This window comes from Leifsonia sp. 466MF, from assembly GCF_900100265.1.
Taxonomy (GTDB): Bacteria; Actinomycetota; Actinomycetes; order Actinomycetales; family Microbacteriaceae; genus Leifsonia.
This window is the reverse complement of sequence record NZ_LT629696.1, coordinates 2369097-2392421: the sequence shown is the minus strand read 5'-3', so window position 1 is coordinate 2392421 and position 23325 is coordinate 2369097. Positions and strand designations below refer to the sequence as shown.

27 protein-coding genes are annotated in these 23325 nt (G+C 71.0%); 12 read left to right on the top strand and 15 right to left on the bottom strand.

Features of this window, described 5'->3' with window-relative positions:
- Nucleotides 1–36: 36 nt before the first annotated feature.
- The 4 genes from BLR91_RS11415 to BLR91_RS11400 form a co-directional block, all read right to left on the bottom strand.
- The gene (locus BLR91_RS11415) at nt 37–1422 is read right to left on the bottom strand and encodes a purine-cytosine permease family protein (RefSeq protein WP_089875267.1); all 1386 of its coding nucleotides are present in this window, start codon (nt 1420–1422) and stop codon (nt 37–39) included.
- 264 nt (nt 1423–1686) lie between these two features.
- Nucleotides 1687–3012, bottom strand: a complete 1326-nt coding sequence (locus BLR91_RS11410; protein WP_089875268.1) for a M20/M25/M40 family metallo-hydrolase — start codon at nt 3010–3012, stop codon at nt 1687–1689.
- Nucleotides 3009–3545: an O-acetyl-ADP-ribose deacetylase gene (locus tag BLR91_RS11405; RefSeq protein ID WP_018190391.1), complete on the bottom strand. Its 537-nt coding sequence runs from the start codon at nt 3543–3545 to the stop codon at nt 3009–3011. Before BLR91_RS11405 ends, BLR91_RS11410 begins: the two co-directional genes overlap by 4 nt.
- Nucleotides 3546–3554: 9 nt before the next feature.
- The gene (locus BLR91_RS11400) at nt 3555–3833 is read right to left on the bottom strand and encodes a metal-sensitive transcriptional regulator (RefSeq protein WP_018190392.1); all 279 of its coding nucleotides are present in this window, start codon (nt 3831–3833) and stop codon (nt 3555–3557) included.
- Between the two features lie 193 nt (nt 3834–4026).
- Between BLR91_RS11400 and BLR91_RS11395 the strand changes: the two genes are divergently transcribed.
- The 3 genes from BLR91_RS11395 to BLR91_RS11385 all read left to right on the top strand — a co-directional run bounded on the left by BLR91_RS11395 (nt 4027) and on the right by BLR91_RS11385 (nt 7243).
- On the top strand, nt 4027–4455 hold the full coding sequence (locus tag BLR91_RS11395; protein WP_018190393.1) for an RbsD/FucU domain-containing protein: 429 nt from the start codon (nt 4027–4029) through the stop codon (nt 4453–4455).
- Nucleotides 4456–4565: 110 nt separating this feature from the next.
- The gene (locus tag BLR91_RS11390; protein WP_020075192.1) at nt 4566–4913 is read left to right on the top strand and encodes a DUF6804 family protein; all 348 of its coding nucleotides are present in this window, start codon (nt 4566–4568) and stop codon (nt 4911–4913) included.
- Nucleotides 4914–5083: 170 nt separating this feature from the next.
- Nucleotides 5084–7243 (top strand): DEAD/DEAH box helicase, encoded by a 2160-nt coding sequence (locus BLR91_RS11385; protein WP_020075191.1) that lies wholly within the window; start codon nt 5084–5086, stop codon nt 7241–7243.
- A gap of 85 nt (nt 7244–7328) precedes the next feature.
- On the opposite strand, the gene BLR91_RS11380 is transcribed toward BLR91_RS11385, so the two are convergent.
- Both BLR91_RS11380 and BLR91_RS11375 read right to left on the bottom strand, forming a co-directional pair.
- Nucleotides 7329–7529 carry a hypothetical protein gene (locus tag BLR91_RS11380; RefSeq protein WP_018190396.1) on the bottom strand — a complete coding sequence of 67 codons (201 nt, stop codon included), beginning with the start codon at nt 7527–7529 and terminating at the stop codon, nt 7329–7331.
- Nucleotides 7530–7572: 43 nt separating this feature from the next.
- Nucleotides 7573–7965, bottom strand: coding sequence for a DUF3224 domain-containing protein (locus BLR91_RS11375; RefSeq protein ID WP_020075189.1), 393 nt, complete (start codon nt 7963–7965; stop codon nt 7573–7575).
- A 76-nt stretch (nt 7966–8041) separates the two neighbouring features.
- On the opposite strand from BLR91_RS11375, the gene BLR91_RS11370 reads away from it, so the two are divergent.
- The 4 genes from BLR91_RS11370 to BLR91_RS11355 all read left to right on the top strand — a co-directional run bounded on the left by BLR91_RS11370 (nt 8042) and on the right by BLR91_RS11355 (nt 11237).
- On the top strand, nt 8042–8656 hold the full coding sequence (locus tag BLR91_RS11370; protein WP_089875269.1) for a CYTH domain-containing protein: 615 nt from the start codon (nt 8042–8044) through the stop codon (nt 8654–8656).
- A gap of 117 nt (nt 8657–8773) precedes the next feature.
- A complete protein-coding gene (locus BLR91_RS11365) occupies nt 8774–9802 on the top strand; it encodes a 6-phosphofructokinase (protein ID WP_018190399.1) in 1029 nt (342 codons plus the stop codon).
- Nucleotides 9803–9889: 87 nt separating this feature from the next.
- Entirely contained in the window at nt 9890–10813 is a 924-nt protein-coding gene (locus tag BLR91_RS11360; RefSeq protein WP_018190400.1) for an NADP-dependent oxidoreductase, read from the top strand.
- Nucleotides 10814–10829: 16 nt separating this feature from the next.
- Nucleotides 10830–11237: a hypothetical protein gene (locus tag BLR91_RS11355; protein ID WP_018190401.1), complete on the top strand. Its 408-nt coding sequence runs from the start codon at nt 10830–10832 to the stop codon at nt 11235–11237.
- On the opposite strand, the gene BLR91_RS11350 is transcribed toward BLR91_RS11355, so the two are convergent.
- The 3 genes from BLR91_RS11350 to BLR91_RS11340 all read right to left on the bottom strand — a co-directional run bounded on the left by BLR91_RS11350 (nt 11234) and on the right by BLR91_RS11340 (nt 13810).
- Nucleotides 11234–11710, bottom strand: a complete 477-nt coding sequence (locus BLR91_RS11350; RefSeq protein WP_089875270.1) for an acetyltransferase — start codon at nt 11708–11710, stop codon at nt 11234–11236. The genes BLR91_RS11355 and BLR91_RS11350 overlap by 4 nt on opposite strands.
- 36 nt (nt 11711–11746) lie before the next feature.
- Nucleotides 11747–13045 (bottom strand): alpha-hydroxy-acid oxidizing protein, encoded by a 1299-nt coding sequence (locus BLR91_RS11345; RefSeq protein ID WP_089875271.1) that lies wholly within the window; start codon nt 13043–13045, stop codon nt 11747–11749.
- A 117-nt stretch (nt 13046–13162) separates the two neighbouring features.
- Nucleotides 13163–13810, bottom strand: coding sequence for a LysR family transcriptional regulator substrate-binding protein (locus BLR91_RS11340; protein WP_089875272.1), 648 nt, complete (start codon nt 13808–13810; stop codon nt 13163–13165).
- Between the two features lie 33 nt (nt 13811–13843).
- On the opposite strand from BLR91_RS11340, the gene BLR91_RS11335 reads away from it, so the two are divergent.
- Entirely contained in the window at nt 13844–14236 is a 393-nt protein-coding gene (locus BLR91_RS11335; protein WP_018190405.1) for a DUF5997 family protein, read from the top strand.
- A gap of 15 nt (nt 14237–14251) precedes the next feature.
- On the opposite strand, the gene BLR91_RS11330 is transcribed toward BLR91_RS11335, so the two are convergent.
- Nucleotides 14252–14677, bottom strand: coding sequence for a DUF1622 domain-containing protein (locus BLR91_RS11330; protein WP_018190406.1), 426 nt, complete (start codon nt 14675–14677; stop codon nt 14252–14254).
- A gap of 29 nt (nt 14678–14706) precedes the next feature.
- Between BLR91_RS11330 and BLR91_RS11325 the strand changes: the two genes are divergently transcribed.
- Complete coding sequence (locus tag BLR91_RS11325) at nt 14707–16209, top strand: SDR family NAD(P)-dependent oxidoreductase (protein WP_018190407.1); 1503 nt, start codon at nt 14707–14709, stop codon at nt 16207–16209.
- A 40-nt stretch (nt 16210–16249) separates the two neighbouring features.
- Nucleotides 16250–18241 (top strand): amino acid transporter, encoded by a 1992-nt coding sequence (locus tag BLR91_RS11320; protein ID WP_089875273.1) that lies wholly within the window; start codon nt 16250–16252, stop codon nt 18239–18241.
- A gap of 54 nt (nt 18242–18295) precedes the next feature.
- On the opposite strand, the gene BLR91_RS11315 is transcribed toward BLR91_RS11320, so the two are convergent.
- From BLR91_RS11315 to BLR91_RS11305, 3 genes are read right to left on the bottom strand one after another with little or no spacing between them, the layout of a single operon-like run.
- A complete protein-coding gene (locus tag BLR91_RS11315; RefSeq protein WP_018190409.1) occupies nt 18296–18562 on the bottom strand; it encodes a DUF6510 family protein in 267 nt (88 codons plus the stop codon).
- A complete protein-coding gene (locus tag BLR91_RS11310; protein ID WP_089875274.1) occupies nt 18559–19308 on the bottom strand; it encodes an FAD-binding oxidoreductase in 750 nt (249 codons plus the stop codon). The genes BLR91_RS11315 and BLR91_RS11310 overlap by 4 nt, the downstream gene beginning before the upstream one ends.
- A 14-nt stretch (nt 19309–19322) precedes the next feature.
- Nucleotides 19323–19916, bottom strand: a complete 594-nt coding sequence (locus tag BLR91_RS11305; protein WP_172823206.1) for a sulfite oxidase-like oxidoreductase — start codon at nt 19914–19916, stop codon at nt 19323–19325.
- A gap of 79 nt (nt 19917–19995) precedes the next feature.
- Here BLR91_RS11305 and moaA point away from each other — a divergent pair, with 79 nt between their 5' ends.
- Together moaA and BLR91_RS11295 are read left to right on the top strand one after the other, a co-directional pair.
- Nucleotides 19996–21087 (top strand): GTP 3',8-cyclase MoaA, encoded by a 1092-nt coding sequence (gene moaA, locus BLR91_RS11300; protein ID WP_089875275.1) that lies wholly within the window; start codon nt 19996–19998, stop codon nt 21085–21087.
- Nucleotides 21080–21325 carry a MoaD/ThiS family protein gene (locus tag BLR91_RS11295; protein WP_089875276.1) on the top strand — a complete coding sequence of 82 codons (246 nt, stop codon included), beginning with the start codon at nt 21080–21082 and terminating at the stop codon, nt 21323–21325. Before moaA ends, BLR91_RS11295 begins: the two co-directional genes overlap by 8 nt.
- 133 nt (nt 21326–21458) lie before the next feature.
- Here BLR91_RS11295 and BLR91_RS11290 read toward each other — a convergent pair whose 3' ends face one another.
- Both BLR91_RS11290 and BLR91_RS11285 read right to left on the bottom strand, forming a co-directional pair.
- Entirely contained in the window at nt 21459–22499 is a 1041-nt protein-coding gene (locus BLR91_RS11290) for a sulfate/molybdate ABC transporter ATP-binding protein (RefSeq protein ID WP_089875277.1), read from the bottom strand.
- Nucleotides 22496–23311: an ABC transporter permease gene (locus BLR91_RS11285; RefSeq protein ID WP_089875278.1), complete on the bottom strand. Its 816-nt coding sequence runs from the start codon at nt 23309–23311 to the stop codon at nt 22496–22498. The genes BLR91_RS11290 and BLR91_RS11285 overlap by 4 nt, the downstream gene beginning before the upstream one ends.
- Between the last annotated feature and the right edge of the window lie 14 nt (nt 23312–23325).

Sequence of the window (23325 nt, the reverse complement as noted above, 5' to 3'; positions counted from 1 at the left end):
GCTTTCTGTGGTGATGGGGCGGTTCGGGAGCAGGGCTCAGTTGGAGGCGACGGCCTCGGGGCCGGAGGGGGCGTCCGCCGCGGGTGCCGTCGTTGCGCCGTCCACACCGGCCGGAGCCTGGATGGTGGTGGCACGGCCGACGCCGCGGACCCAGCCGAGCTTGCCGGCGACCGTGTAGAGCACGATCGAGAGCAGCAGCGACCAGATGGCGGGGATGCCCCAGGTCACGAAGTAGCCGACCAGCGAGGAGACCAGCCACACGAGGAGGGTGACGGGGACGATCCGCGGGGCGTGCTCCGGGAGGCGGCCGGAGGCCCGGGTGGCGTCGAGGTCGCCGCGCCAGCGGCGGACGAAGAAGTACTCGGCGACCATGATGCCGGCGATCGGCGGGAATGCGACGCCGAGGATCGTGAGGAAGCCGGTGAACTGGGCGAGGATGCCCGCGGCGGCGAGCACCGAGCCGACGATGCCGAGCACGATCGTCGTGGTGACGCGGTGCAGGTTCTTCGAGAACGCGGTGGAGATGAAGTTGACCAGTCCGAGCGTGGACGAGTACAGGTTCCAGTCGTTGATCTTCAGCGTTCCGGTGATGACGATGATCAGGCCGACGAAGCCGATCGACGAGGTCACGATCGCGACGATGTCGCCGCTGGCCGCCGCGTGGGCGAGCAGCACGCCGGCGAGGCCGATGACGAACTCGCCCAGGGTCACGCCGAGAACGGTCTGCTTGACGACGTCGGCCCGGCTGCGGTTGAACCGCGTCATGTCGGCGGTGATGATCGCGCCGACGATGAGGCCGCCCGCGACGATCCCGGTGCCCTGCCAGACCGACATCGTCGGACCGGGCGCGGGCGACGTCATCAGCTCGCCGAGCGAGTGCTTGCTGAGCTCGCTGATGATAGACCAGCCGACGAGGATGAGGAACAGCGGGACGGTGATGTTCGCCAGCCACTGCATCCCGACGAAGCCGTACGCGACGATGGCGGTGACGGCCAGGCCGAACAGCAGGCTCCACACCCACACCGGCATAACGCCGGGCATGAGCACGTTCAGGGACTGGGCGGAGATGGCGGACTGGATGCCGAACCAGCCGATGAGGCTGATGCCGATCGCGAGGCCGACGAGGGAGGCGCCGATCTCGCCGAAGCCGGTCCAGCGGGCCAGGAGGGCTGTGTTCAGCCCCTCCTTCTGCCCGATGATGCCGACGATGCACATGATCACCTCGAGGATGATCGAGCCGAGGAGCAGCGCGAGCGCCGCCTCGCCGAAGGTCATGCTGTAGCCCAGGGTCGCCCCGAGCAGGAACTGCGAGAGAGCCGAGACCTGACCGAAGCGCTGCACCGCGATCCCGAACCACGGCTTGCGCGCGTCGGGGGTCACACGGGAGAGGGCGAAGTCGTCGGCATGAGCTGTGCGTGCCATTGGGTGTCCTTCATACGGGTGGAGGGGGACGGTTGCCCGAAACCGTAGCCAGCGCCCCCACCCGCACGGAATGTGCACCCCGCACGACTTCGCCCCCGCCCTGTGCACTTCGCACACTCCGGCTCATCTCTCCCGCCGCTCCGCCCCAGCCGTCGAGTCCGCAAACTTTGCACGCGCCGCGCCGTCGCGGCGTACAAAATTTGCGGACTCGACGGAGGGCGGAGTGACGGAGGGGCGGAGGGCGGAGTGGTGGGGGGCGGCGGGTCAGGAGGCGCGGAGGAGGTGGGCGTAGACGGCGATGCCGCGGCGCCAGGTGGCGACATGGATGCGCTCGTCGCGCGCGTGCAGCGCGCCCCGCTCCTCGGCGCTCAGCTCGAACGGGGTGAACCGGTAGACCGCGTCGCAGATGCCGGTGAAGTGCCGGCTGTCGCTCGCGCCGAGCATGATGTACGGCGTCACCACGGCGTGCGGGTGCACGGCTCCGATCGCGGTCGCGAGGCGGTCCCACTCGGGACCGTCGGCGGGGGAGACCGGGGACGGCTCGCTCGCGTCGACCGCCTCCACGCGGACGGCGTCGTCGCGGATCGCCCGGCGGATGTGATCGAGCGTCTCGGCGACCGACGACCCGACCGCGATCCGGGTGTTGACCACGGCCTCCGCCGTCTCCGGCAGTGCGTTCGCGGCGAGGCTCCCGCGCAGCTGCGTCACGGCCGTGGTGGTCCGCACGATCGCGCGCGTCTCGTCGCTGAGCCGGCCGAATACGACGCGCAGCGCGGGCTGCAGCCGGCGGGCACGCGTGAAGACGGCGCGCAGGGGTCCGGTCGCGTGCGCGCCCAGCGTCTCCACCATCCGCAGGTTCGTCTCGGTCAGCCGGGCGGGGAACGGCCGGTCGTTGAGGCGGGTGATGGCGCGGGCGAGCCGGACCGTCGCGGTCGTCTTCGGGGGAGTGGACGCGTGACCGCCGTTCTGCTCGACGGTGAGCCGCACGCTGGTGATGCCCTTCTCGCTCACGCCGATCACCGCGATGGGCTTGCTCACGCCCGGGAAGATGCGTTCGACGACGGCGCCGCCCTCGTCGAGGACGAGTGCCGGGCGGATGCCGCGCCCGGCGAGCACCGAGACGATCGCCCGCGCTCCCGAGCCGACCGTCTCCTCGTCGTGTCCGAAGCTCAGGTATACGTCGTTGGCCGGCTGGAAGCCGTCCTGCACGAGCGCCTCCACCGCCTCCAGGATCGCGACGAGCGCCCCCTTGTCGTCGATCGCCCCGCGCCCCCACAGCACCTGCTGCTCGCCCGAGCCGGTCAGTTCGGCGGCGAAGGGCGGATGCGTCCAGCCCTCCGCGGTCGCGGGAACCACGTCGTAGTGCGCCATCAGGACGGTGGGCGCCTCGTCGCTCCGGCCGCGCCAGCGGTAGAGCAGCGAGTGTCCATGCCGCTCCTGCTCCAGGGCGCTGTGCATGGCCGGGTAGAGCTGTGGCAGCGTGGCGACGAACTCGTCGAACACCGCCCAGTCGGTCTCCTCGACGGCGTTGCGGGACATGGTGGGGATGCGCAGCAGAGCCCGGAAGCGGTCGAGCGCCTCCGCCGTCACTCGCCGGCCGCTTCCCGGAACGCGTCGAACGCCTCGTCGGAGAACAGGACGAAGCGCACGTGCTCGACCGAGCCGACGCCGGAGGACAGCACGGCGCGGACGGTACTGATGGCGATGCGCGCAGCGTCATCCATCGGCCAGCCGTAGACGCCGGCCGAGATCGCGGGGAAGGCGACGGTGCGGGCACCGAGCTCGCGGGCGACGCGGAGGGACGAGCGGTAGGCGTTCTGCAAGAGAGGGGTGCGGTCCTCGCTGCTCGACCAGACCGGCCCGACCGCGTGGATGACCCATTTCGCCGCGAGGTCGCCCGCGGTCGTCGCGACGGCCTGGCCGGTGGGCAGGCCGTCCGGGAGGGTCGTCGCGCGGAGCTCGCGCGTGGCCTCCAGGATCGTGGGCCCGCCGCGGCGGTGGATGGCGCCGTCGACCCCTCCGCCGCCGAGGAGCGAGCTGTTGGCGGCGTTGACGATCGCATCGACGGTCTCGTCGGTGATGTCGCCGCGGACGATGTGGATGAGCTCTTCGCGGTCACTCATGCGCTACGCCTAGCCGCGGTTGTTGGAGAGCTCGTACACCTTGAGCAGCTCGACGATCGCGTCGTCCCGTGCGCTGCCGCCCTCCTCGAACATCTCGGAGACGTGCGTGCGGAGGTGGTTCTCGACCAGCAGCTTGTTGAGCGAGCCGAGCGACTTCTGGATGGCGAGGGACTGCGTGATGATGTCGATGCAGTAGTCCTCGTTCTCGATCATCTTCTCGAGGCCCCGGAGCTGGCCTTCGAGGATGCGCGTGCGGTGCAGCGCCCGTTTCTTGATGTCTGCGATCACCCCCTCAGGATAGTCCCGGAAGGCTCATACCCGGCGGGGGTACGCCATCCCGTTCGCGCAGAGCATCTCGACTGCGTGTGCGCACGGTGGACAGACAAGTATCCCCCTAATAGGGGGCGTGTGTGGACATACCGGTGGGTCTATCCTCCACGTAGGGGTTGAGAAATATTCGTTTAACAGGAAAGGCCCGACTTTGCTGAAGAACCTCAGCCCGCTGCTGTCCGGTGCGCTCTTGAGCGCGCTCGACGCGATGCATGATGGCGCGACGCTTACCCTCGTCGGCAGCGGCTACCCGGAGGACAAGATAACAACGCCCGTCGTTCACCTCGGTGACGACGTCACGACTGAGGCCGCCGCCGAGGCGATCCTCTCCGTGTTCCCGCTCGACCAGGACGACGCATCGCCGATCGTGTTCCTCGATCTCGCTGACGAACCCTACGACGTACCCGACGTCGCGTTCGCAGTGAACGGGATCGCATCCGACGCCGAACTCCGTCGAGTCCCGATGACCCGCCTCGAGCTCGAACCGTTCCTCGAGCTCGCCCGAAACTCCAGCGTCACGGTCCGTGTCGGATCCGACGCCCCGCCCTGCGCATTCCTGTTCCGCCGCGGAGTGCTGTAACCGACAGCGACCCGCACCACACAGCGTCGCCCGCCCGACCGGAGAGAACGTCTCCGCCATCGGGCGGGCGCACCATTTCCGGCATCCGGACTGCGTAGAGTGGACTCCCGATGCCCGCACCTCACACTCCGCAGCAGCCCGCCTTCAACCGCGCCGCGCTGGTCCCCGGCCTGCTCGGAGCGATCGTGCTCCTCGCCGGTCTCGCCCTGATCGGCGGCGACTGGTACCTGTACGTGCGCTACGCGGTCAGCATCCTCGCGCTCATCCTCTGCGTCTTCGCCGGACAGGCGCGGATGTGGTGGTGGTTCGCGGGCCTCATCCCGCTCGCGGTGGTCTGGAATCCGGTCTGGCCGCTGCCGCTCGGCGGCGTCGCACTGCAGGGTCTGTCGATCGCGGGAGCCGTCGTGTTCGTCGCCGCGGCGGTCACGATCAAGATCCCCGCAGACACGCGTCGCTGAACGGCCGCACATCCGGTAAAATGGGTGTTGCGCGGCCATCCTGCGTCGCGCTCCCGGCGTCACTCGCGGCGAACACGGTCCACTCGGTACCCGACCTCCCCGCCCCGCCGGCCTCACGCCCAAACGGCGTCGCACCCTCCGGCAGTGCGCGACGCCTCTCCTGGAGGACCATGTCTCGTTCCGGTCAGCGCACCAGCCCGACCAGGCCGCAGCAGCGGAAGAACCGGCACGCCAACAACGACGGACTCATCCCCGTCCTCGCCCGTAAGGTGCGCGAGGTCGAGGCGAAGGCCGCCGACGGCAAGAAGCTCGGGCCGACGAACCGCACCAAGTTCCAGGTGATCGCGTTCCTGATGCGCGAGGAGCGCGCCAGGGCGAAGTCCGACCCCGACCTCAGCGACGCCGCCCGTGCGGAGCAGCTCAAGCGCCTCGACGGCATCGCGACCATCCTGGCGAAGACGGCGGCGCGCGACACGTCCCTGATCTCGCTGCTCGAGAGCGAGTCGCCCTCGACGGCCACCGCGCAGAAGATGCGCCGTGACTGGCTCCTGGAGTCGGGAACCGAACTCTCGCCCGACGACCTGATCATCACGATCGAGCGCCCGGTCACCAAGCAGGACAGCGTCATCCCGCCGGAGCTGGCGGAGAAGCAGGTCGTCCCGCCGTCGGTGAAGGCGCGCCAGCTGTCCAACCCGTTCCTCGCGCCCGACTTCTCCCGCCTCAGCGCATCCGCGCCGACGCCGCGCCGCCGGCTCGACTCGTGGGAGCTGCTCGGTCCGCTGTTCAAGTCGTTCGAGTACGGCGCAGGAGGCCAGGCGGCCAGCATGGAGCTGCCGCCCGCCCCGCTGCTCGACCGCTACTCCCCGCAGGGACTCGAGCTGATGCACCACCAGTCGCGCTTCATCGAGAGCGTGCGCCTCGGCCACCGCAGTTTCCTGCTCGCGGATGAGCCGGGTCTCGGCAAGACGGCGCAGTCCGTGCTCGCCGCCTCGGTCGCCGGGGCGTATCCGCTGCTCGCCGTCGTGCCCAACGTCGTCAAGATGAACTGGGCGCGCGAGGTCGAGCGCTGGACTCCGCAGCGTCGCGCCACGGTCATCCACGGCGACGGCGAGGGCCTCGACGCCTTCGCGGACATCGTCATCGTCAACTACGAGGTGTTGGATCGGCACCTCTCCTGGCTGAGCACGCTCGGCTTCAAGGGGATGGTCGTCGACGAGGCGCACTTCATCAAGAACCTGCACTCGCAGCGTTCGCGCCTGGTGCTGGGGCTGGCCGACGCCATCCGCTCGACCACGCCCGACCCGCTGATGATCGCCCTGACCGGTACCCCGCTGATCAACGACATCGACGACTTCAAGGCGATCTGGCAGTTCCTCGGCTGGATCGACGGCAACAAGCCGACCGCCACCCTCATGGAGCACCTGGAGGAGACCGGGCTGACCCCCGCCGACTTCGGTTTCTACGCAGCCGCCCGCGAGGCCGTCATCGACATGGGCATCGTGCGCCGGCGCAAGCTCGACGTCGCGGCCGACCTGCCGAGCCGTCGCGTCGTGGACCTGCCGGTCGAGCTGGACGACGAACTCGGGCGTTCGATCCGCCAGGCGGAGAAGGACCTCGCCGCCCGGCTCGTCACGCGCTACCAGCGCGCGGCGGCCGCCGGTCGGCCGGACGGCTTCGAAGGCGACGACGAGGCGCACAAGAAGCACCTCATCCGGCTGGTCGCGCAGTCCGAACTGGAGGACTCGAAGTCGGCCAAGTCCGGCGAGAACGTCTTCACGATGGTCCGCCGGATCGGCCAGGCGAAGGCCGGCCTCGCGTCGGACTACACGGCCCAGCTCGCCCGCTCGGTCGGCAAGGTGGTGTTCTTCGCCAAGCACATCGACGTGATGGATGCGGCGGAGGAGGCCTTCGCGGCCCGCGACCTGAAGACGATCTCGATCCGCGGCGACCAGTCCGCGCTGTCACGGCAGAAGGAGATCGACGCGTTCAACAACGACCCGGAGGTCGCGGTCGCGGTCTGCTCGCTCACGGCGGCGGGCGTCGGCCTGAACCTCCAGGCCGCGTCGAACGTCGTGCTCGCCGAGCTGTCGTGGACGGCGGCGGAGCAGACGCAGGCGATCGACCGCGTTCACCGCATCGGTCAGGAGGAGCCGGTCACGGCGTGGCGGATCATCGCGGCGCAGACGATCGACTCGAAGATCGCCGAGCTCATCGACGCCAAGCAGGGACTCGCCGCGCGCGCCCTCGACGGCAGCGATGTCGAGGTCGGCTCGGCCGACTCCGTGCAGCTCGACGCCCTCATCCACCTGCTGACGGACGCCCTCGCCTGACCTCACACCGCCGGATCACACCGCCGGCTCCTGAGTTTTTCGCGTCCCAGACGCCGATTCGCCCGAAAAAGTCAGGAGCTGTCGGCTAGGCGATCTCGGCGTCGTCGGGGTCGATCGGCACCGGGCGGTCGTCGTCGGGGAGCAGTTCGTCGTCCTCGTCGTCGACGACCGGCACGTCCTCCGGATCATGGATGACGGGCTCCGGCTCGTAGTCGGTCTCCTGCGCCTCGCGGAAGTCGTCGAGGTCCTCGTCGTCTCGGTACTCACGTCCTCTGGGGTCGCTCATGCCCCCACGGTACAGCGGCCTGCTGCGGGCGTGAAGGGTGGTCTCACTCCAGCTCGAAGACGAAGAACGCGCCGCGGTCGTCGTGCTCGATCCTGGCCGCTCCCCGAAAGTCGGCGAAGTCGTCCGTCCCCGTGCCCGGCACGATGTTCCCGAAGGCCGAGCTGTCTCCGGGATGCTGCAGCGCGCCGTGGTGGACGGTGAACGAGCCTGCCCTCCCGTCCTCCAGCCGGCCGGTGATCCGCTCGGCGGCGAGGTAGCCGCGCCCGCCCTCCTCGGTGCCGGAGGAGACGAAGTGCGCGACGGACTCGCCCACCAGTCCCTCGGTGTAGGTCTTCCGCATGACGACGGCGCCCACCCAGTCGCCGTCGATGCCCGGCAGGTCGGCCGGCTCCCAGCCGGTGACGTCGAAGCGGGCGGTGATCGTCTCTGAGGTCATGCGTTGACCGTAGGGGCTGCGGCGGACGGCCCGCTTGAAATTTCGCGACAGACGAATTGTGGGCTAGACAGGGGATATGCCCCACCACTCCCAGACCGAGATCGAGCGCAAGTACGACGTCGAGGCCGAGGCACAGCATCCTCAGCTCGTCGGCGTCGGCACGATCGCGGTGCAGGGGGAGCCCGAGCGGCACGAACTCGTGGCCACCTATTTCGACACGGCCGATCTGGCGCTCGCGCAGCACAGGACCGCGGTCCGCGTGCGCCGTGGCGGCCACGACGCCGGCTGGCACGTCAAGCTGCCCGCCGAGGAGGGCCGCACCGAGCTGCACTGGGATCTCACGGAGGGCGACGAGCCGCCCGCCGAGCTGCGGCATCACCTGCGCGAGCTGATCGGCGACGAGCCGCTCGTCCCGATCGCCCGGGTCACGAACGAGCGCGACAGCGTCCTGCTGCAGGATGCCGCCGGCTTCGAGGTCGCCGAGCTCACCGACGACCATGTCCGGAGCGAGAACCTCCGGACCGGCGCGACGCAGGAGTGGCGCGAGTGGGAGGTGGAGCTCCTGAGCGGGGCCCCCGACACCCGTCAGCGCCGCAACGCCCTCCTCGACGAGATCGAGGAGCACCTGCTCGCGGCGGGAGCGCGGCCGTCGGCCAGCTCGTCCAAGCTGCAGCGCGCCCTCGGCCTCTGACACCCGAACGGTCTACCCGGCCCGTTTACCACCCGCCGCGCTCAGCGTCCAGTGCGATTTTGTGCAGGCCGGGGCATCCGGGCATGATTCAGGGAACGCCTTGAGAAACGGAGCAGCATGAAGATCGGCATCCTCACCAGCGGCGGCGACTGCCCGGGCCTGAACGCGGTGATCCGCGGCGCGGTCCTGAAGGGCGACCGCGTGTACCGCTCCGAGTTCGCCGGCTTCCGTTACGGCTGGCGCGGTGTGGTCGACGGCGACATCATGCCGCTCGACCGGCACAGCGTCCGCGGCCTGTCCCGCCAGGGCGGCACCATCCTCGGCTCCAGCCGCACCAACCCGTTCGAGGGCGACAAGGGCGGCCCCGAGAACATCCAGCGGATGATGGATGAGAACGGCATCGACGCGATCATCGCCATCGGCGGAGAGGGCACCCTGACGGCCGCACGCCGTCTCACCGACGCCGGGCTCAAGATCGTCGGCGTCCCGAAGACCATCGACAACGACCTGGCCGCCACCGACTACTCGTTCGGCTTCGACACGGCCGTCGAGATCGCCACCGAGGCGATCGACCGCCTCCGCACCACCGCCGAGTCGCACCAGCGCTGCATGGTCGTCGAGGTCATGGGCCGTCACGTCGGCTGGATCGCCCTGCATTCGGGCATGGCGGGCGGCGCCCACGCCATCCTCATCCCGGAGCAGCCGCAGTCGATCGAGCAGATCTGCGAGTGGGTCGAGTCGGTCCGCGACCGCGGCCGTGCGCCCGTCATCGTCGTGTCGGAGGGCTTCCACCTCGACACGATGGAGGAGGCGCACTCGCACAAGGGACTGGACGCGTTCAACCGGCCGCGTCTCGGCGGCATCGGCGAGATGCTCGCCCCGATGATCGAGGAGCGCACCGGCATCGAGTCGCGGGCGACCGTGCTCGGCCACATGCAGCGCGGCGGCGTCCCGAGCGCGTACGACCGCGTCCTCGCCACCCGCCTCGGCATGGCGGCGGTGGATGCGGTGTACGAGGGTCGCTGGGGCTCCATGGTGTCGCTGCGCGGCACCGACGTCGTCAACGTCTCGATCGCCGACGCGACCGGCGGTCTGAAGACCGTGCCGCCCGCGCGCTACGAGGAGGCCGCGCTCCTCTTCGGCTGAGCGCTCGCTGCACCTGTGGGCTCTCTCCCTGCTGTTCCGGGGGTGTCGGGGCTAGGCTCCGTGCTACCAGAGGGAAGGAGCCCGTCCGTGCCGCGTTTCGTCCAGTTCGATGAGTTCGGCTCCCGCGACTACCTGCACGTGGTGGAGCGGGAGAGACCGTGGCCGGGTCCCGGCCAGGTGCTGGTCCGCGTGATGGCGGCCGGGCTCAATCCGATGGATGTGAAGGCGTACCGCGACGAGCGGGCCGCCGCGCACATGGGAGTGACGCTGCCGAGCGGGATCGGACAGGACTTCGCCGGGTTCGTCGAGGAGATCGGCGACGGCGTGACGCGGTTCGAGCTCGGTCAGGCCGTGCTCGGCACGGCGCCGTTCTCCTCCATCGCCGACTTCGTGGTGGTGCCGGAGGACGGGCAGGTGATCGCGAAACCCGATCCGCTGACGTTCGAGGCGGCTGGTTCGCTCGGCGTCGTCGGCCGGACGGCGTTCGCCACGGTGCGCGCTCTGGGCATCCGCGAGCGCGACACGGTGCTGGTGAGCGCTGCAGCGGGCGGGGTCGGCGTGCTCGCCGCCCAGCTGGTCGTCCGCGCGGGGGCGACGGTGATCGGCACGGCGAGCGAGGAGAACCACGAGTTCCTCGAGTCGCTCGGCGTCATCCCGGTGACCTACGGCGACGGTCTCGCCGAGCGCGTGCGCGACGTCCTCGACGACGACCGTGTGACCGCGGTGCTCGACAACCACGGCCCGGAGACGATCGAGGCGGCGCTGGAACTCGGTGTGCCGATCGAACGCGTCAACTCCATCGCGGTCTTCGGGCCGGAGGCGCGGGGAGCGCAGAACGTCGGCGGGCACGCCGCGACCAACGACGACCTCGCCGAGCTCGCCGACCTGCTCGCCGAGAACGAGCTGGTGCTGCCGATCGACTCGATCTACCCCATCGAACGCACGGTGGAGGCGTACGCGCGGCTCGAGGGCGGCCACGTGCGCGGCAAGATCGTCATCGTCACCGACTGACCGCAAAGGAGCATCCATGATCGCAGAGGACATCGCCCGGCAGCTTCGCACGGCGGGGCTGCGCTGGCAGCCGGCGTCGGGCGACACGTTCGCCATCGACCGACCGGGCATGGAGGGGGAGCGCTTCACCGTCAGCGAGATGACGATCGAGCCGCACCACTTCGACACCGGGACCATCCTCGGCTTCAACGGCACGACCGAGTGGGCGCTCGACTCGCTCGCCGTCGAGGACGCCCTGTGGATCCCGCGCGAGGACCAGCTGCGCGAACTGCTCGGCGGCACCTTCCGCCACCTGGCGCGCACGCCCGACGGCTACCGGGTGACCGTGCTGATCGAGGGGGAGGAGCGGTACTTCGAGCACGACGACGCCGCCACCGCCTATGCGCAGGCGCTGCTGTCGCTGATCGGGGCGTCGGTCTCCTAGCGGGGCCGGTTCGCCGGTGCGAGCTCGAGGTGGAGCAGCGGATACGGACGACCGGCCTCGTCGGTCGCGCTCCGACCGACGACCGCGAAGCCGCGGGAGCGGTAGAAACCGGCGGCTGACGCGTTCTGCTCGTTGACGTCGACGCGGACGACGCCGTGGTCGCGGATCGCGTGATCGAGAAGCGCCGTGCCGATCCCGCCGCCGCGCTCGGCCGCATCCACGAAGAGCATCTCCAGGGTGCCGTCGAGCACACCAGAGAAGCCGACGGGACGGCCGTCCCGGTCGGCGACCGACAGCGTGACGGCGGGGAAGTAGTCGGATGCCAGCCGTGCCTCGATCCCGTCGCGGTCGGTCGCCGAGAGGAAGTCGTGCGTCGCATCCACGGCTCGTCGCCAGATCGCCACGAGAGCCGGGTACTCGGCTACCCCGACGGAGGCCCGGATGCTTACAGGCGCCGCGGTGGATTCGGACATCAGCAGGCTCCCTTCGGCCGGTACCGATCTTCCAGCCTAGTGAGCGACCGCCGCAGCGTAAGGAGACAGGATGCCCGCATCCAGCTCGGCGACGCTGCGGACGCCCGCGAGACCGAGGGTGATGTCGAGCTCGGCGATCGTGTTGCGCAGCAGCTCCCGCACGCCCGCCTCGCCCGCGACGGCGAGGGCGTAGGCGTACGGCCGGCCGGTCGCGACGGCCCGGGCGCCGAGCGCGAGGGCGATCACCGCATCCGCACCGCCGCGGATGCCGCTGTCGAAGATCACCGGCACCCGTCCGTCGACCGCCGCCACGACAGCGGGAAGAGCGTCGAGCGCCGCCACTTCGCCGTCGATCTGGCGGCCGCCGTGGTTCGAGACCTGGATGGCATCCACCCCGGCGTCGAGGGCACGGCGCGCGTCGTCGGGATGCAGCACGCCCTTCAGCACGATCGGCAGCCGGGTGCGCTCGCGGAGGAACGCCAGGTCGTCCCAGGTCAGCGACGGGTCGGCGAACACGTCGAGGAACGTCTCGACCGCGGCGAGCGGCTCTCCCGACCGCAGCTTCTCGCGCAGCGGCCCGGGATGGTGGCGCAGGATGCTGGCGAAGGCCGCGACCGCAGCCGGGGTCGGCGTCGGGCGCGGCCCGGACGCGACGGCCGCCCGCTCGCGCACCAGCTGCTGGAACACCGGATCGGAGGTGTACTGCGCGATCCCCAGACCCCGGCTGAACGGAAGGTAGCCGAGGGCGAGGTCGCGCGGCCGCCAGCCCAGCACATGAGTGTCCAGCGTGACCACGATCGCTTCGCATCCCGAGCGCTCCGCCCGCTCGACGAGGCTAGCCACCAGGTCGCGCGACGAACTCCAGTACAGCTGGAACCAGCGGGATGCGGCGGGCGCCACGTCCGCCATGGCGCCGACGACCTCCTCCATCGGCTGCGACGCCTGGTTCGAGAGCACGGCCGGCACGCCGAGGGCGGCGGCGGCGCGGGCCGCGGCCGCATCCCCTCCGCGCCGGGCGAGCTCCAGCACGCCGATCGGGGCGAGCAGCAGCGGGGTCGCCCGCCGGACGCCGAACAGTTCGACGGAGAGGTCGCGCGCCGACACGTCGCGCAGGACGCGCGGGACGATGCGCCGCCGCCGGAACGCCTCCGTGTTGGCGTCCGCCGTGCGCTCCAGGCCGGCGGAGCCGGCGATGTACGCGAACGCCGCGCGACTCAGCCGTCGCTGCGCCGCCCGCTCGAGCTGGGCGTATCCCACGGGGATGCGCGGGCGACGGCCGGCGACACCGTCGCGGTAGATCTCGGACTGGGCGTCGCGCCCGGCGCTGGAGCTCATCCCCCCATCATGCCCCTCCCGCCGGGCGAGGCATCCGTGGGGCGCGACGCGCCGTTATGCGGGGCGGATAACGGCGTGTTGCGACCCCTGGACGCAGGTGGGCGAGCGCGGGGCGGGTCAGCGGCGGCGGGGGCGCTTGCGGGAGGGCGGCGTGCGCTTGGCGGAGGAGGGGCGGCCGCCGGGCGCGCGGCCGCTCGCCTTGCGGCCGTCCGCCGCCTCGCGCGCGGCGACCTCCGGGTTGCGCGAGCTGTGCGCCGTGCGCCCCCGCACGATGCCGATGAAGTCGTCGACCATTGGATGCTGCCCCTCGCGCGGCCAGGTCAGGCCGATGCGGCTCTGCGGGCCGTCTTCGAGGGGGAGGGCCACCACGTCCTTCCGGCGGAGGGCCTTCGCGACCGATGCGGGGAGCAGCGCGATGCCGTCGCCGGCGGCGACACTGCGCATGAACGCCTCCGACGGCTCGCCGGTCACCCGGGGCTCGCCGTCGAGGTCGGCGAGGTGAAGGTGCTCCTCGAGGGTGAGCAGGTGCTCGTGGTGCACGACGACGACCACCTCCTCCGCGTACAGGGGGATGAGGTGGCGGTCGTCGTCCGACTCGGCGTCGCGGGCGAACACCATGTCCGCTTCTCCGGCCGCGAGCACGCCGAGCGGATCGTCGCTCGGCCGCACCACCAGCTCCACATCGGGGTGGCGCTGCTCGAACGCGCGCGTCCACTTGCCGACGGTGACACCGAGCGGGAAGGCGATCGCGAAGCGGGAGGACACCTGACGAGGGTAGCGAACGGTAGCCTGGAGCACATGAAGGCGCAGACCATGAAACCGGCCACAGCGGCCAAGAAGCTCGGCATCTACCTGCCGGCGGCGCCCGACGACTTCCGCGACCGCGAGATCAGCCGGACCGAGCTGGATGCGCTGAACGCCGAGCCGCCGGAGTGGCTGCAGACCCTGCGCGCCGAGGGTCCGCATCCCCGCGACGTGGTGGCACGCAAGCTCGGCGTCTCGAACTCGGGCCTCGCCCGCGGCGGGGTGACCGAGGCCCTGACCACCGCCCAGATCAAGGACCTGCTGGCCGATCCGCCGCAGTGGCTGGTCGACGAGCGGGCGACGCAGGCGGCCGTTCGCGCCGAGAACGCGCGGGTCAAGCAGCGCGACGCCGAGCGGGCGGCCCGGCGCGCGGCCGAAGAGGAGTAGGCGGAGCGGCGACCGTCAGGCCCCGCGCGGCTCCGGGGTGCCGTCCGGTGTGCGGTTCGCCGAGCGGGCGGCACGCGCGATCGTCTCCGGCCCGGTGACCAGCGCGCGCCGCCACGGCGCGACACCATCGATCTCGACCTGCAGCGAGAAGCTGAGGATGGTGCGGATCAGCACGATGATCCCGAGCACCACCGCATCCGTCAGCGACGGCGTCGATGTCACGGTCTTCACCAGGTCGGCTGCGACGAGGATCTCGAGACCCAGCAGGATGACGCCGCCGAAGCTCTCCCGCAGCGTCCGGAACGCCGCAGCGCCGCTGCGCTGACGCCGCCAGGCGACCAGCGACAGCCCGATCGCGACCACCAGGCCGATCGCCATCGCGGCGACACCGGCGAACTCGAACGCCGTGCCGGTCGCTTCGAACAACGCGTGCGCATCCATGTGCTCATGGTGCCACGTAGAATTCTCCGGTGCCTCCCGAAACCCCGGCGTCCTCCGGCCTCGACCCCGACGAACTCGCCGTCACCCTCCGCGTCCTCGGACAGCTGCACGAGCTGGACCAGGAGCATCCCGACTACGTGACCGTCCGCCGGGCGACCGCGCACATGTTCAAGGCGTCGAAGCAGGCCAGGAAGCGGCAGCTCCGCGAGCAGGTGCAGGCGGCCGACCGCGCCGTCATCGCCGCGACCGCCACCGGTGCTCCCGACCGCATCGACGACGAGACGCGCGGGCGCGAGTTGACCTCCGGCACGACCGCATCCCACACCGCCGGAACCCTCATCACCCCGCGCGCCTGCTACATCTGCAAGCAGGACTACACGCAGGTCGACTGGTTCTACCACCAGCTGTGCCCGTCGTGCGCCGCCTTCAGCCACGCGAAGCGCAACGCGACCACCGACCTGACCGGCAAGCGCGCGCTGCTCACCGGCGGCCGGGCCAAGATCGGCATGCACATCGCCCTGCGGCTGCTCCGCGACGGCGCCCACCTCACCATCACCACCCGGTTCCCGCGGGATGCGGTGCGCCGGTTCTCGCAGCTGCCCGACGCCGGGCGCTGGATCGACCGGCTCCGGGTCGTCGGCATCGACCTCCGCGACCCGGCGCAGGTCATCGCGCTGGCCGACTCGGTCGCCGAGCGCGGACCCCTCGACATCCTGATCAACAACGCGGCGCAGACCGTGCGTCGCTCGCCCGGGGCGTACTCCCTGCTGGCCGAGGCGGAGACGCAGCCGTTGCCCGACGGTCCGCTGCCGGAGCTCGAGACGTTCGGGCACACCGCGGATCCGCATCCCCTCGCCCTGGAGCGCTCGGTCGCGGCGCACCCGCTGCTGTCGGCGGCTGACGTCCGCGGCACGATCGCCGAGGTCGCCGGTGCGGCCGCGCTCACAGCGGACGACCTGGCGGCGGTCGCGATGGCCGCCGGTTCGTCGTCGCTCGAGAAGCACGCCGACGGCACGGCCATCGACGCGGGCGGGCTCGTCCCCGACGTGGCGCACGTGAACAGCTGGACGCAGAACATCGGAGCGATCGACGCACTGGAACTGCTCGAGGTGCAGCTGTGCAACCAGACCGCTCCCTTCATCCTGATCGACCGGCTGCGTCCCTCCCTCGCCGCCGCCGGGCGGTCGTACATCGTCAACGTGTCGGCGATGGAGGGTGTTTTCGGCCGCCGCTACAAGGGTCCGGGTCACCCGCACACGAACATGTCGAAGGCGGCGCTGAACATGCTCACGCGCACGAGCGCCGGCGAGATGTTCGAGACCGACGGCATCCTCATGACGAGCGTCGACACGGGATGGATCACCGACGAGCGCCCGCACCACACGAAGGTGCGGCTCGCGGAGGAGGGCTTCCACGCCCCGCTCGACCTGGTCGACGGCGCCGCCCGCGTCTACGACCCGATCGTCCGCGGAGAGGCCGGAGAGGACCTGCACGGCGTCTTCCTCAAGGACTACCGTGCCTCGGCCTGGTGAGCGCTACGCTGACGACGAAGGCATGAGCGGAAGGATGCCGATGTCGAGCACTCCCGACCAGCAGCTTTCCCCCGTGCCCGGTCAGGCGCGGCCCACCCCGAAACGGGCGAAGGGCGGCGCGCTCCGGCACTGGCTGCTCACCGGACTGGTGGATGAGCGCGGCACCCAGCAGGGACCGCACGGCCGCAACCCGGAACGCACCCACCCGTGGTGGCAGGTCATGTGCCTCACCGGTGTCGACTACTTCTCCACCCTCGGCTACCAGCCCGCCATCGCGGCGCTCGCCGCCGGGCTCATCTCGCCGTTCGCGACGCTGGTGCTCGTCGCCCTCACCCTGCTCGGCGCGCTGCCGGTCTACCGTCGGGTGGCGCGGGAGAGCTTCAAGGGCTCCGGCTCCATCGCCATGCTGGAGCGTCTGCTGCCGTGGTGGGCGGGCAAGCTGCTGGTGCTGGTGCTGCTGGGCTTCGCGGCGACTGACTTCATGATCACGATCACGCTGTCGGCGGCGGACGCCTCGGCACACGCGATCGAGAACCCGTACGCGCCGGACTGGTTCCACGGCAACAACGTGCTGATCACGCTGTTCCTGCTCGCGCTGCTGGGCGCCGTGTTCCTCAGGGGATTCAAGGAGGCGATCGGCATCGCGGTGGTGCTGGTCGCCGTGTACCTCGCGCTCAACGTCGTCGTGGTCGGTGTCTCCATCGTCCAGGTGTTCGCTCATCCGACCGCCGTCACCGACTGGTCGGAGGCGCTGTTCCAACAGAACGGCAACCCGCTCGTCATCGTCGGGGTCGCGCTGCTCGTGTTCCCGAAGCTCGCGCTCGGCCTCTCCGGCTTCGAGACCGGCGTCGCCGTGATGCCGCAGATCAAGGGACGGCCGGACGACGATCCCGCCTACCCGAAGGGCCGCATCCGTGGCGCGGGGCGGCTGCTCACCACGGCGGCGATCATCATGAGCGTCTTCCTGATCACGTCGAGCTTCACCACGACGCTGCTCATCCCGCAGCGCGAGTTCCAGCCCGGCGGGCAGGCCAACGGCCGTGCGCTGGCGTACCTCGCGCACGAGTACCTGGGCAACGGCTTCGGCACGGTCTACGACATCTCGACCATCCTCATCCTCTGGTTCGCGGGTGCCTCCGCGATGGCCGGCCTGCTCAACCTGGTGCCGCGCTACCTGCCCCGATACGGGATGGCGCCGCAGTGGGCGCGCGCGGTGCGCCCGCTGGTGCTCGTGTTCACCGCCATCGCGTTCCTCATCACGCTGATCTTCGAGGCGAGCGTGGATGCGCAGGGCGGCGCCTACGCGACCGGCGTGCTGGTGCTCATCACGTCCGCCTCCCTCGCGGTGACCCTGTCGGCGCGGCGCAAGCGGCAGCGGAAGCGCATGGCCGCGTTCGGCATCATCACGGCGATCTTCGTCTACACGACGGTGGACAACATCATCGAGCGACCGGACGGCCTCCGGATCGCGACCCTGTTCATCCTCGCCATCCTGATCGTGTCGATCGTGTCGCGCATCGGCCGGTCGTTCCAGCTGCGCGCCACCTCCGTCACGTTCGATGTGACGGCCCTCGACTTCATCCTCGAAGACGCGGAGGAGGGCGAGATCCGGATCATCTCGCACGAGCCCGACGTCGACACGGACAAGGAGTACGCGCAGAAGAACAAGGACGAGCGGAAGTTCAGCCACATCCCGCAGCGGTCGCGCACGATCTTCCTCGAGGTGCTGCCGTCGGACTCCTCCGACTTCGAGGAGGACCTGGAGGTGCAGGGCGTCGTCAAGCACGGCTACCGGGTGCTGCAGGTGCGGAGCGGCAACGTGCCGAACACCATCGCGGCCGTGCTGCTGGAGATGCGCGACATCACGGGGGTGGTTCCGGCGATCTACTTCGAGTGGACGGAGGGCAACCCGATCTCCAACATGTTCCGCTACCTGATCACCGGCGTCGGAGAGGTCGCCCCCGTCACGCGCGAGGTGCTGCGGGAGGCCGAGAAAGACGTCAAGCGGCGCCCGGCCGTGCACGTGTCCTGAGCGCCATGTGTCCTGGGCGCCACGTGTCCTGAGCGCAACGTGTCCTGAGCGCGGCTACTCGACCGCGAACTCCAGCCAGGCGAGGCCGCGCAGGTCGAGACAGAGGCGGCCGGCCCGCTCCGATGCGACCGCCAGCACATCGCCGCAGACCGAGCAGCGCACGACGAGGCCGTGCTCGTCCAGGTAGACGCGACCGCGCGCGACGACCGATTCGTCGCCGCAGTTGCCGCAACAGCCGACCGCGGTGGTGACGTCGGCCGCGAAGACCTCAGACAGCATCCCGGCCGCGGCGTTCCCGTCGAGGAAGTCCTGATCCGTCATGGCGTGCCTCCGATGCCGCCGTAGCGTTCGGTGCGGATGCGCGCCGCCTCGTGACCCGCGTCGACGAGCCAGCCGGAGACCGCCTCGACGAACGGCGTGGAGCCGCAGATGAAGAAGGTGGGGGAGTCGGAGGCCGGGATGGTGCGACGCATGAGGCCTTCGGCGGTGAGGCGGGCGGGCGCCGGTGCGCCCTCCGGAGCCTGCCGCGTGTAGACGTAGTCGAGCTGGAGCGGCGATGCCGTGTCGGCGGCCAGCGCCGAGAGTTCGTCCGAGTAGTACCCGGAGGCGGGGGAGCGCAGCGAGTACAGCATCCGGAACGGTGCAGGACTCGCGGCGGCGGCGTGCGCCCGCGCCATCGACATGAGCGGGACGACGCCCGAACCGCCGGCGATCAGCTGCACCGGCGTCGTGTCGCCGTCGCGCCAGACGAACCAGCCGCCAACCGGCCCGCGCACCTCCAGCTGGTCGCCGTCGGCGAGGTCGCGGACGAGGTAGGGGGAGACTTCGCCGTCGGCGAGCTCCTCCACCGTCAGTTCCAGCTCGTCGACGGGGAGGTCATGCGGTTCGATGGCTCCCCGTCCGCCGCCGGAGGCGATCGAGTACGACCGGACCGCCTGGTAGCCGTCGGGCGCCGTCAATCGGATGTCGACGTGCTGCCCCGCGAGGTGGCCGTGCAATCCGGGGATGCGCAGCCGGATGGTGCGGGCCGTCGGGGTCTCCATCCGCGTGGCGACGACGTCGGCCACCCGCCATACGCTGCTCACCAGTAGCGCTGTTCCTTCCAGGGGTCGCCATACATGTTGTAGCCGTTCTGCTCCCAGAAGCCCGGCTGGTCCTGCGGGAGCATCTGCAGCCCGTTGACCCACTTGGCGCTCTTCCAGAAGTACAGGTGAGGCACGAGGAGCCGGGCGGGACCGCCGTGCTCGGGCTCGAGGTCCTTGCCGTCGAAGCTGTGCGCGACCCACGCCTTGCCGCCGAGCAGGTCGGCGAGCGGGACGTTGGTCGTGTAGCCGCCGTAGCTGTGCGCCATCGTGTACTCGAAGCTGGTGTCGACATCCTGGAACAGAGTGTCCAGCGCCACACCGCGCCACGACGTCCCGAGCTTCGACCAGCTGGTGACGCAGTGGATGTCGGCGCTCACGTCCTCCTGCGGGAGCGCGAGGAACTCATCCCAGCTCCAGCGGTGGACGTCGCCCTTCTCGGTGGTGATGGTGAACGCCCAGTCGTCTTTGGCGATGCGGGGCGTCGGCCCGGCCGACAGCACCGGGAAGCCCTCGGTCAGATACTGACCCGGCGGCAGGCGGGGGTCGTCGGCCCTGCGACGGCCCGAAAAGCCGGAGGAGATGATTCCCATGGGGGAAGCTTATTGCCGCGCATGCCACCGGGTCTACGACGGACTCGGTGTTGTCGGGAGAGCGGTCTAGGGTGATGACATGACCGCCGTCAACCTGGGGCTCCCGCTGAGTGCGCAGCGCCAGGCCGCGCCGCCGTCGGCCCCCAGCACAGTGGGTCGGCCCGAGCATCCCGGTCTCGTCGACCGGTTCGGGCGCGTCGCCCGTGACCTGCGCGTGTCGGTGACCGAGAAGTGCTCGTTGCGCTGCACGTACTGCATGCCCGCGGAGGGTCTGCCGGCGATCCCGCGCGACGACCTCCTGAGTGCGACGGAGATCGCGCGGCTCGTCGGCATCGGCGTCCGCGACCTGGGCGTGCGCGAGGTGCGGTTCACCGGCGGCGAGCCCTTGATGCGCGCCGATCTCGCCGAGATCATCGGCCGTTCGGCGGCGGTGGCTCCCGGGGTGGACCTGTCGATCACGACCAACGGCATCGGACTCGACCACCGCATCCGCTCGCTCGTAGACGCCGGCCTCACCCGCGTCAACGTCTCGCTCGACACGGTCGACCGGGAGCACTTCGCCCGGCTCACCCGGCGCGACCGCCTGCCCGCCGTGCTCGCCGGAATCCACGCGGCGCACGCCGCCGGCCTCACCCCGCTGAAGCTCAACGCGGTCATGATGCGCGACACCCTCGACGACGCCCCCGACCTCCTCGCGTGGGCGCTGGAGAACGGCTGCCGGCTGCGGTTCATCGAGCAGATGCCGCTCGACGCCGACCGGTCGTGGCTGCGCGAGAACATGGTGTCGGCCGAGGAGTTGCTCTCGGTGCTGGGCGAGCGCTTCACCCTCATCGAGGCGGGTCGCGACGACCCGCACGCCCCGGCGGAGGAGTGGCTGGTCGACGGCTGGACGGTGGATGGGCTCCCCGCCACGGTCGGGATCATCGCGTCGGTCACCCGCTCGTTCTGCTCGGCCTGCGACCGCACCCGCATCACCGCCGAGGGCACTGTGCGCTCGTGCCTCTTCGGAGACGACGAGACCGACCTCCGCGGGCTGCTCCGCGGCGGCGCGGACGACGCCGAGATCGCCCGGTGGTGGCGCGCGGCCATGTGGGGAAAGCAGGCCGGTCACGGGATGGACGCGGCCGGGTTCGCCCCGCCGGTGCGGAGCATGGGGGCGATCGGTGGCTGAGGTGCTGGTGCGGTACTTCGCCGCGGCGGAGGAGGCTGCGGGGTTGCCCGAGGAGCGCGTGGAGGTCGCGGACGCGACCGTCGGAGGTCTGCAGGCCGAGCTCGTCGCGCGTTACGGTGAGCCGATGGAGCGCGTGGTGCGCTCCGGTTCGTTCCTCGTCGGCGGCGTCGTCTCGCGCGACCCCTCCCGCGAGCTGACGGCCACTGTCGACGTGCTGCCGCCCTTCGCCGGCGGCTGACCCCGTCCCGTCCCTTCCCGTCCGTGTCGCGTGAGCCTGTCCGCGCACCGTCGAGTCCGCAAACTCTGCACAGAATCCGCCCTCTCAGCGTGCAAAGTTTGCGGACTCGACGGTGGGCGGAGGCCCGAGGGGGTCAGGCGGGGTAGACGGTTGCGGCGGCGGGCGGAACGTCGAGGGTGACGCGGTCGCCGACACGGAGGCGGAGGTCGGCCACGTCGGCGGGCGGCACCAGTGCGTCGAGGCGGTCGGTGCGCACGCGGACGAGGTCGGCCTGCGGCTCCAGACCGGTCACCGTCGCGTGGATGCGCTCGGGCCGGTCGCTCCCATCACCGTCGGGCAGCACGCGCACCGCGGACGGACGTACCGCCGCCAGCGCCCGAGCGCCCACCTCCACGCGCTCGACCGCGGTGCCGCGCAGCCTCATCCCGTCGCCGGTGACGAGCCCGTCGGCCGTCCGCGCCCCGGCGACCAGCGTCAGCCCCGACAGCTCCGCGGTGAAGGGATTCCGTGGCCGTTCGAGTACCTGCCGCATCGGCCCCTGCTCGACCACGCGACCCTCGTGCATGACCGCTACTCGGTCGGCGAGGAGGTACGCGTCCAGCGCGTCGTGCGTGACGAGGACCGTCGTGCGCCCCGCCAGCACCCCGGCGAGCGTGCCTCGCAGCTCTGCAGCGACAGCGACATCCAGCGCAGACAGCGGCTCGTCGAGGAGCAGCAGTCGCGGCTCGGCGGCCAGCGCCCGCGCGACCGCGACCCGCTGCGCCTGCCCACCGGACAGCTCGGCGGGGCGCCGGTCGGCGAACTCCGCCGTCGCGGTCCGGCGCATCCATTCGTCGGCCCGCTCGCGGGCGTCGGCACGGCCGGCACCCGACGACCGGGGCCCGAAGGCCACGTTGTCGCGGACGCTGAGATGCGGGAACAGCAGCGCGTCCTGCGCCAGCAGCGCGACGCCCCGCTGATGCGGCGGCCGCCACGCGCCGGGGAGGTCGAACAGGGTATGGTCGCCGAGCGTCGCGCGGCCCTCGTCGGGTCGGACGAGCCCGGCCAGCATCCCGAGCACCGTCGACTTGCCCGCGCCGTTCGGCCCGAGCAGAGCGAGCGTCTCGCCGTCGGCGACGGTGAGCTCGACCGCGACGTCCCGCGCGGCGAGCGACGCCGCCAGGTGGAGGCTCACGCCGCCCTCGCGCGAACGTCGGCATCGGCGCTCGCCCGGCGCGGACGGAGACCCTCGCCCGCGCCGTGGGCCACCGCGACCACGGCGATGGCGACGGCCACCAGCACCAGCGACAGCGCGACAGCGGCATCGGGATCGGTCTCCCGCTGCAGGTAGATCTCCAGCGGCAGCGTCCGGGTGACGCCCTGCAGACTGCCCGCGAACGTCAGGGTCGCGCCGAATTCGCCGAGCGCCCGGGCGAACGACAGGATCGACCCGGAGACGATCGCCGGAAGCACCAGCGGCAGCGTCACGCGGAACAGCACGGTGGATGGCCGGGCGCCGAGCGTCGCCGCCACCGCCTCGTAGCGCTCCCCGGCAGAGCGCAGTGCGCCCTCCAGGCTGAGCACCAGGAAGGGGAGGGCGACGAACGTCTGCGCGATCACCACGGCGGGCGTCGAGAAGGCCACTTCGAGCGCACCGCCGAGCAGCCCACGGCGGCCGTAGAGGGCGAGCAGCGCGAGGCCGCCCACGACCGGCGGCAGCACGAGCGGCAGCAGCACGACCGCCCGCACGACCCGGCTCCCTGTGAAGGGCACGCGGGCGAGCACGATCGCCATCGGCACGCCGAGCACCAAGCAGGCGGCGGTGGCCAGCAGCGACGTGCGCAGGCTGAGGAGGAGCGCATCCACCGACGACGGCGAGGTGATGAGGGGGATGAAGTCCGGCCAGTCGACGCGGGCCGCCATCGCGATCAGCGGGAGCACGATGAACAGGCCGCCGACGGCGGCGACCACCACGATCCAGCGCGGAACCCCCAGCCGGATGCTCATCGCCGACCCGTGCC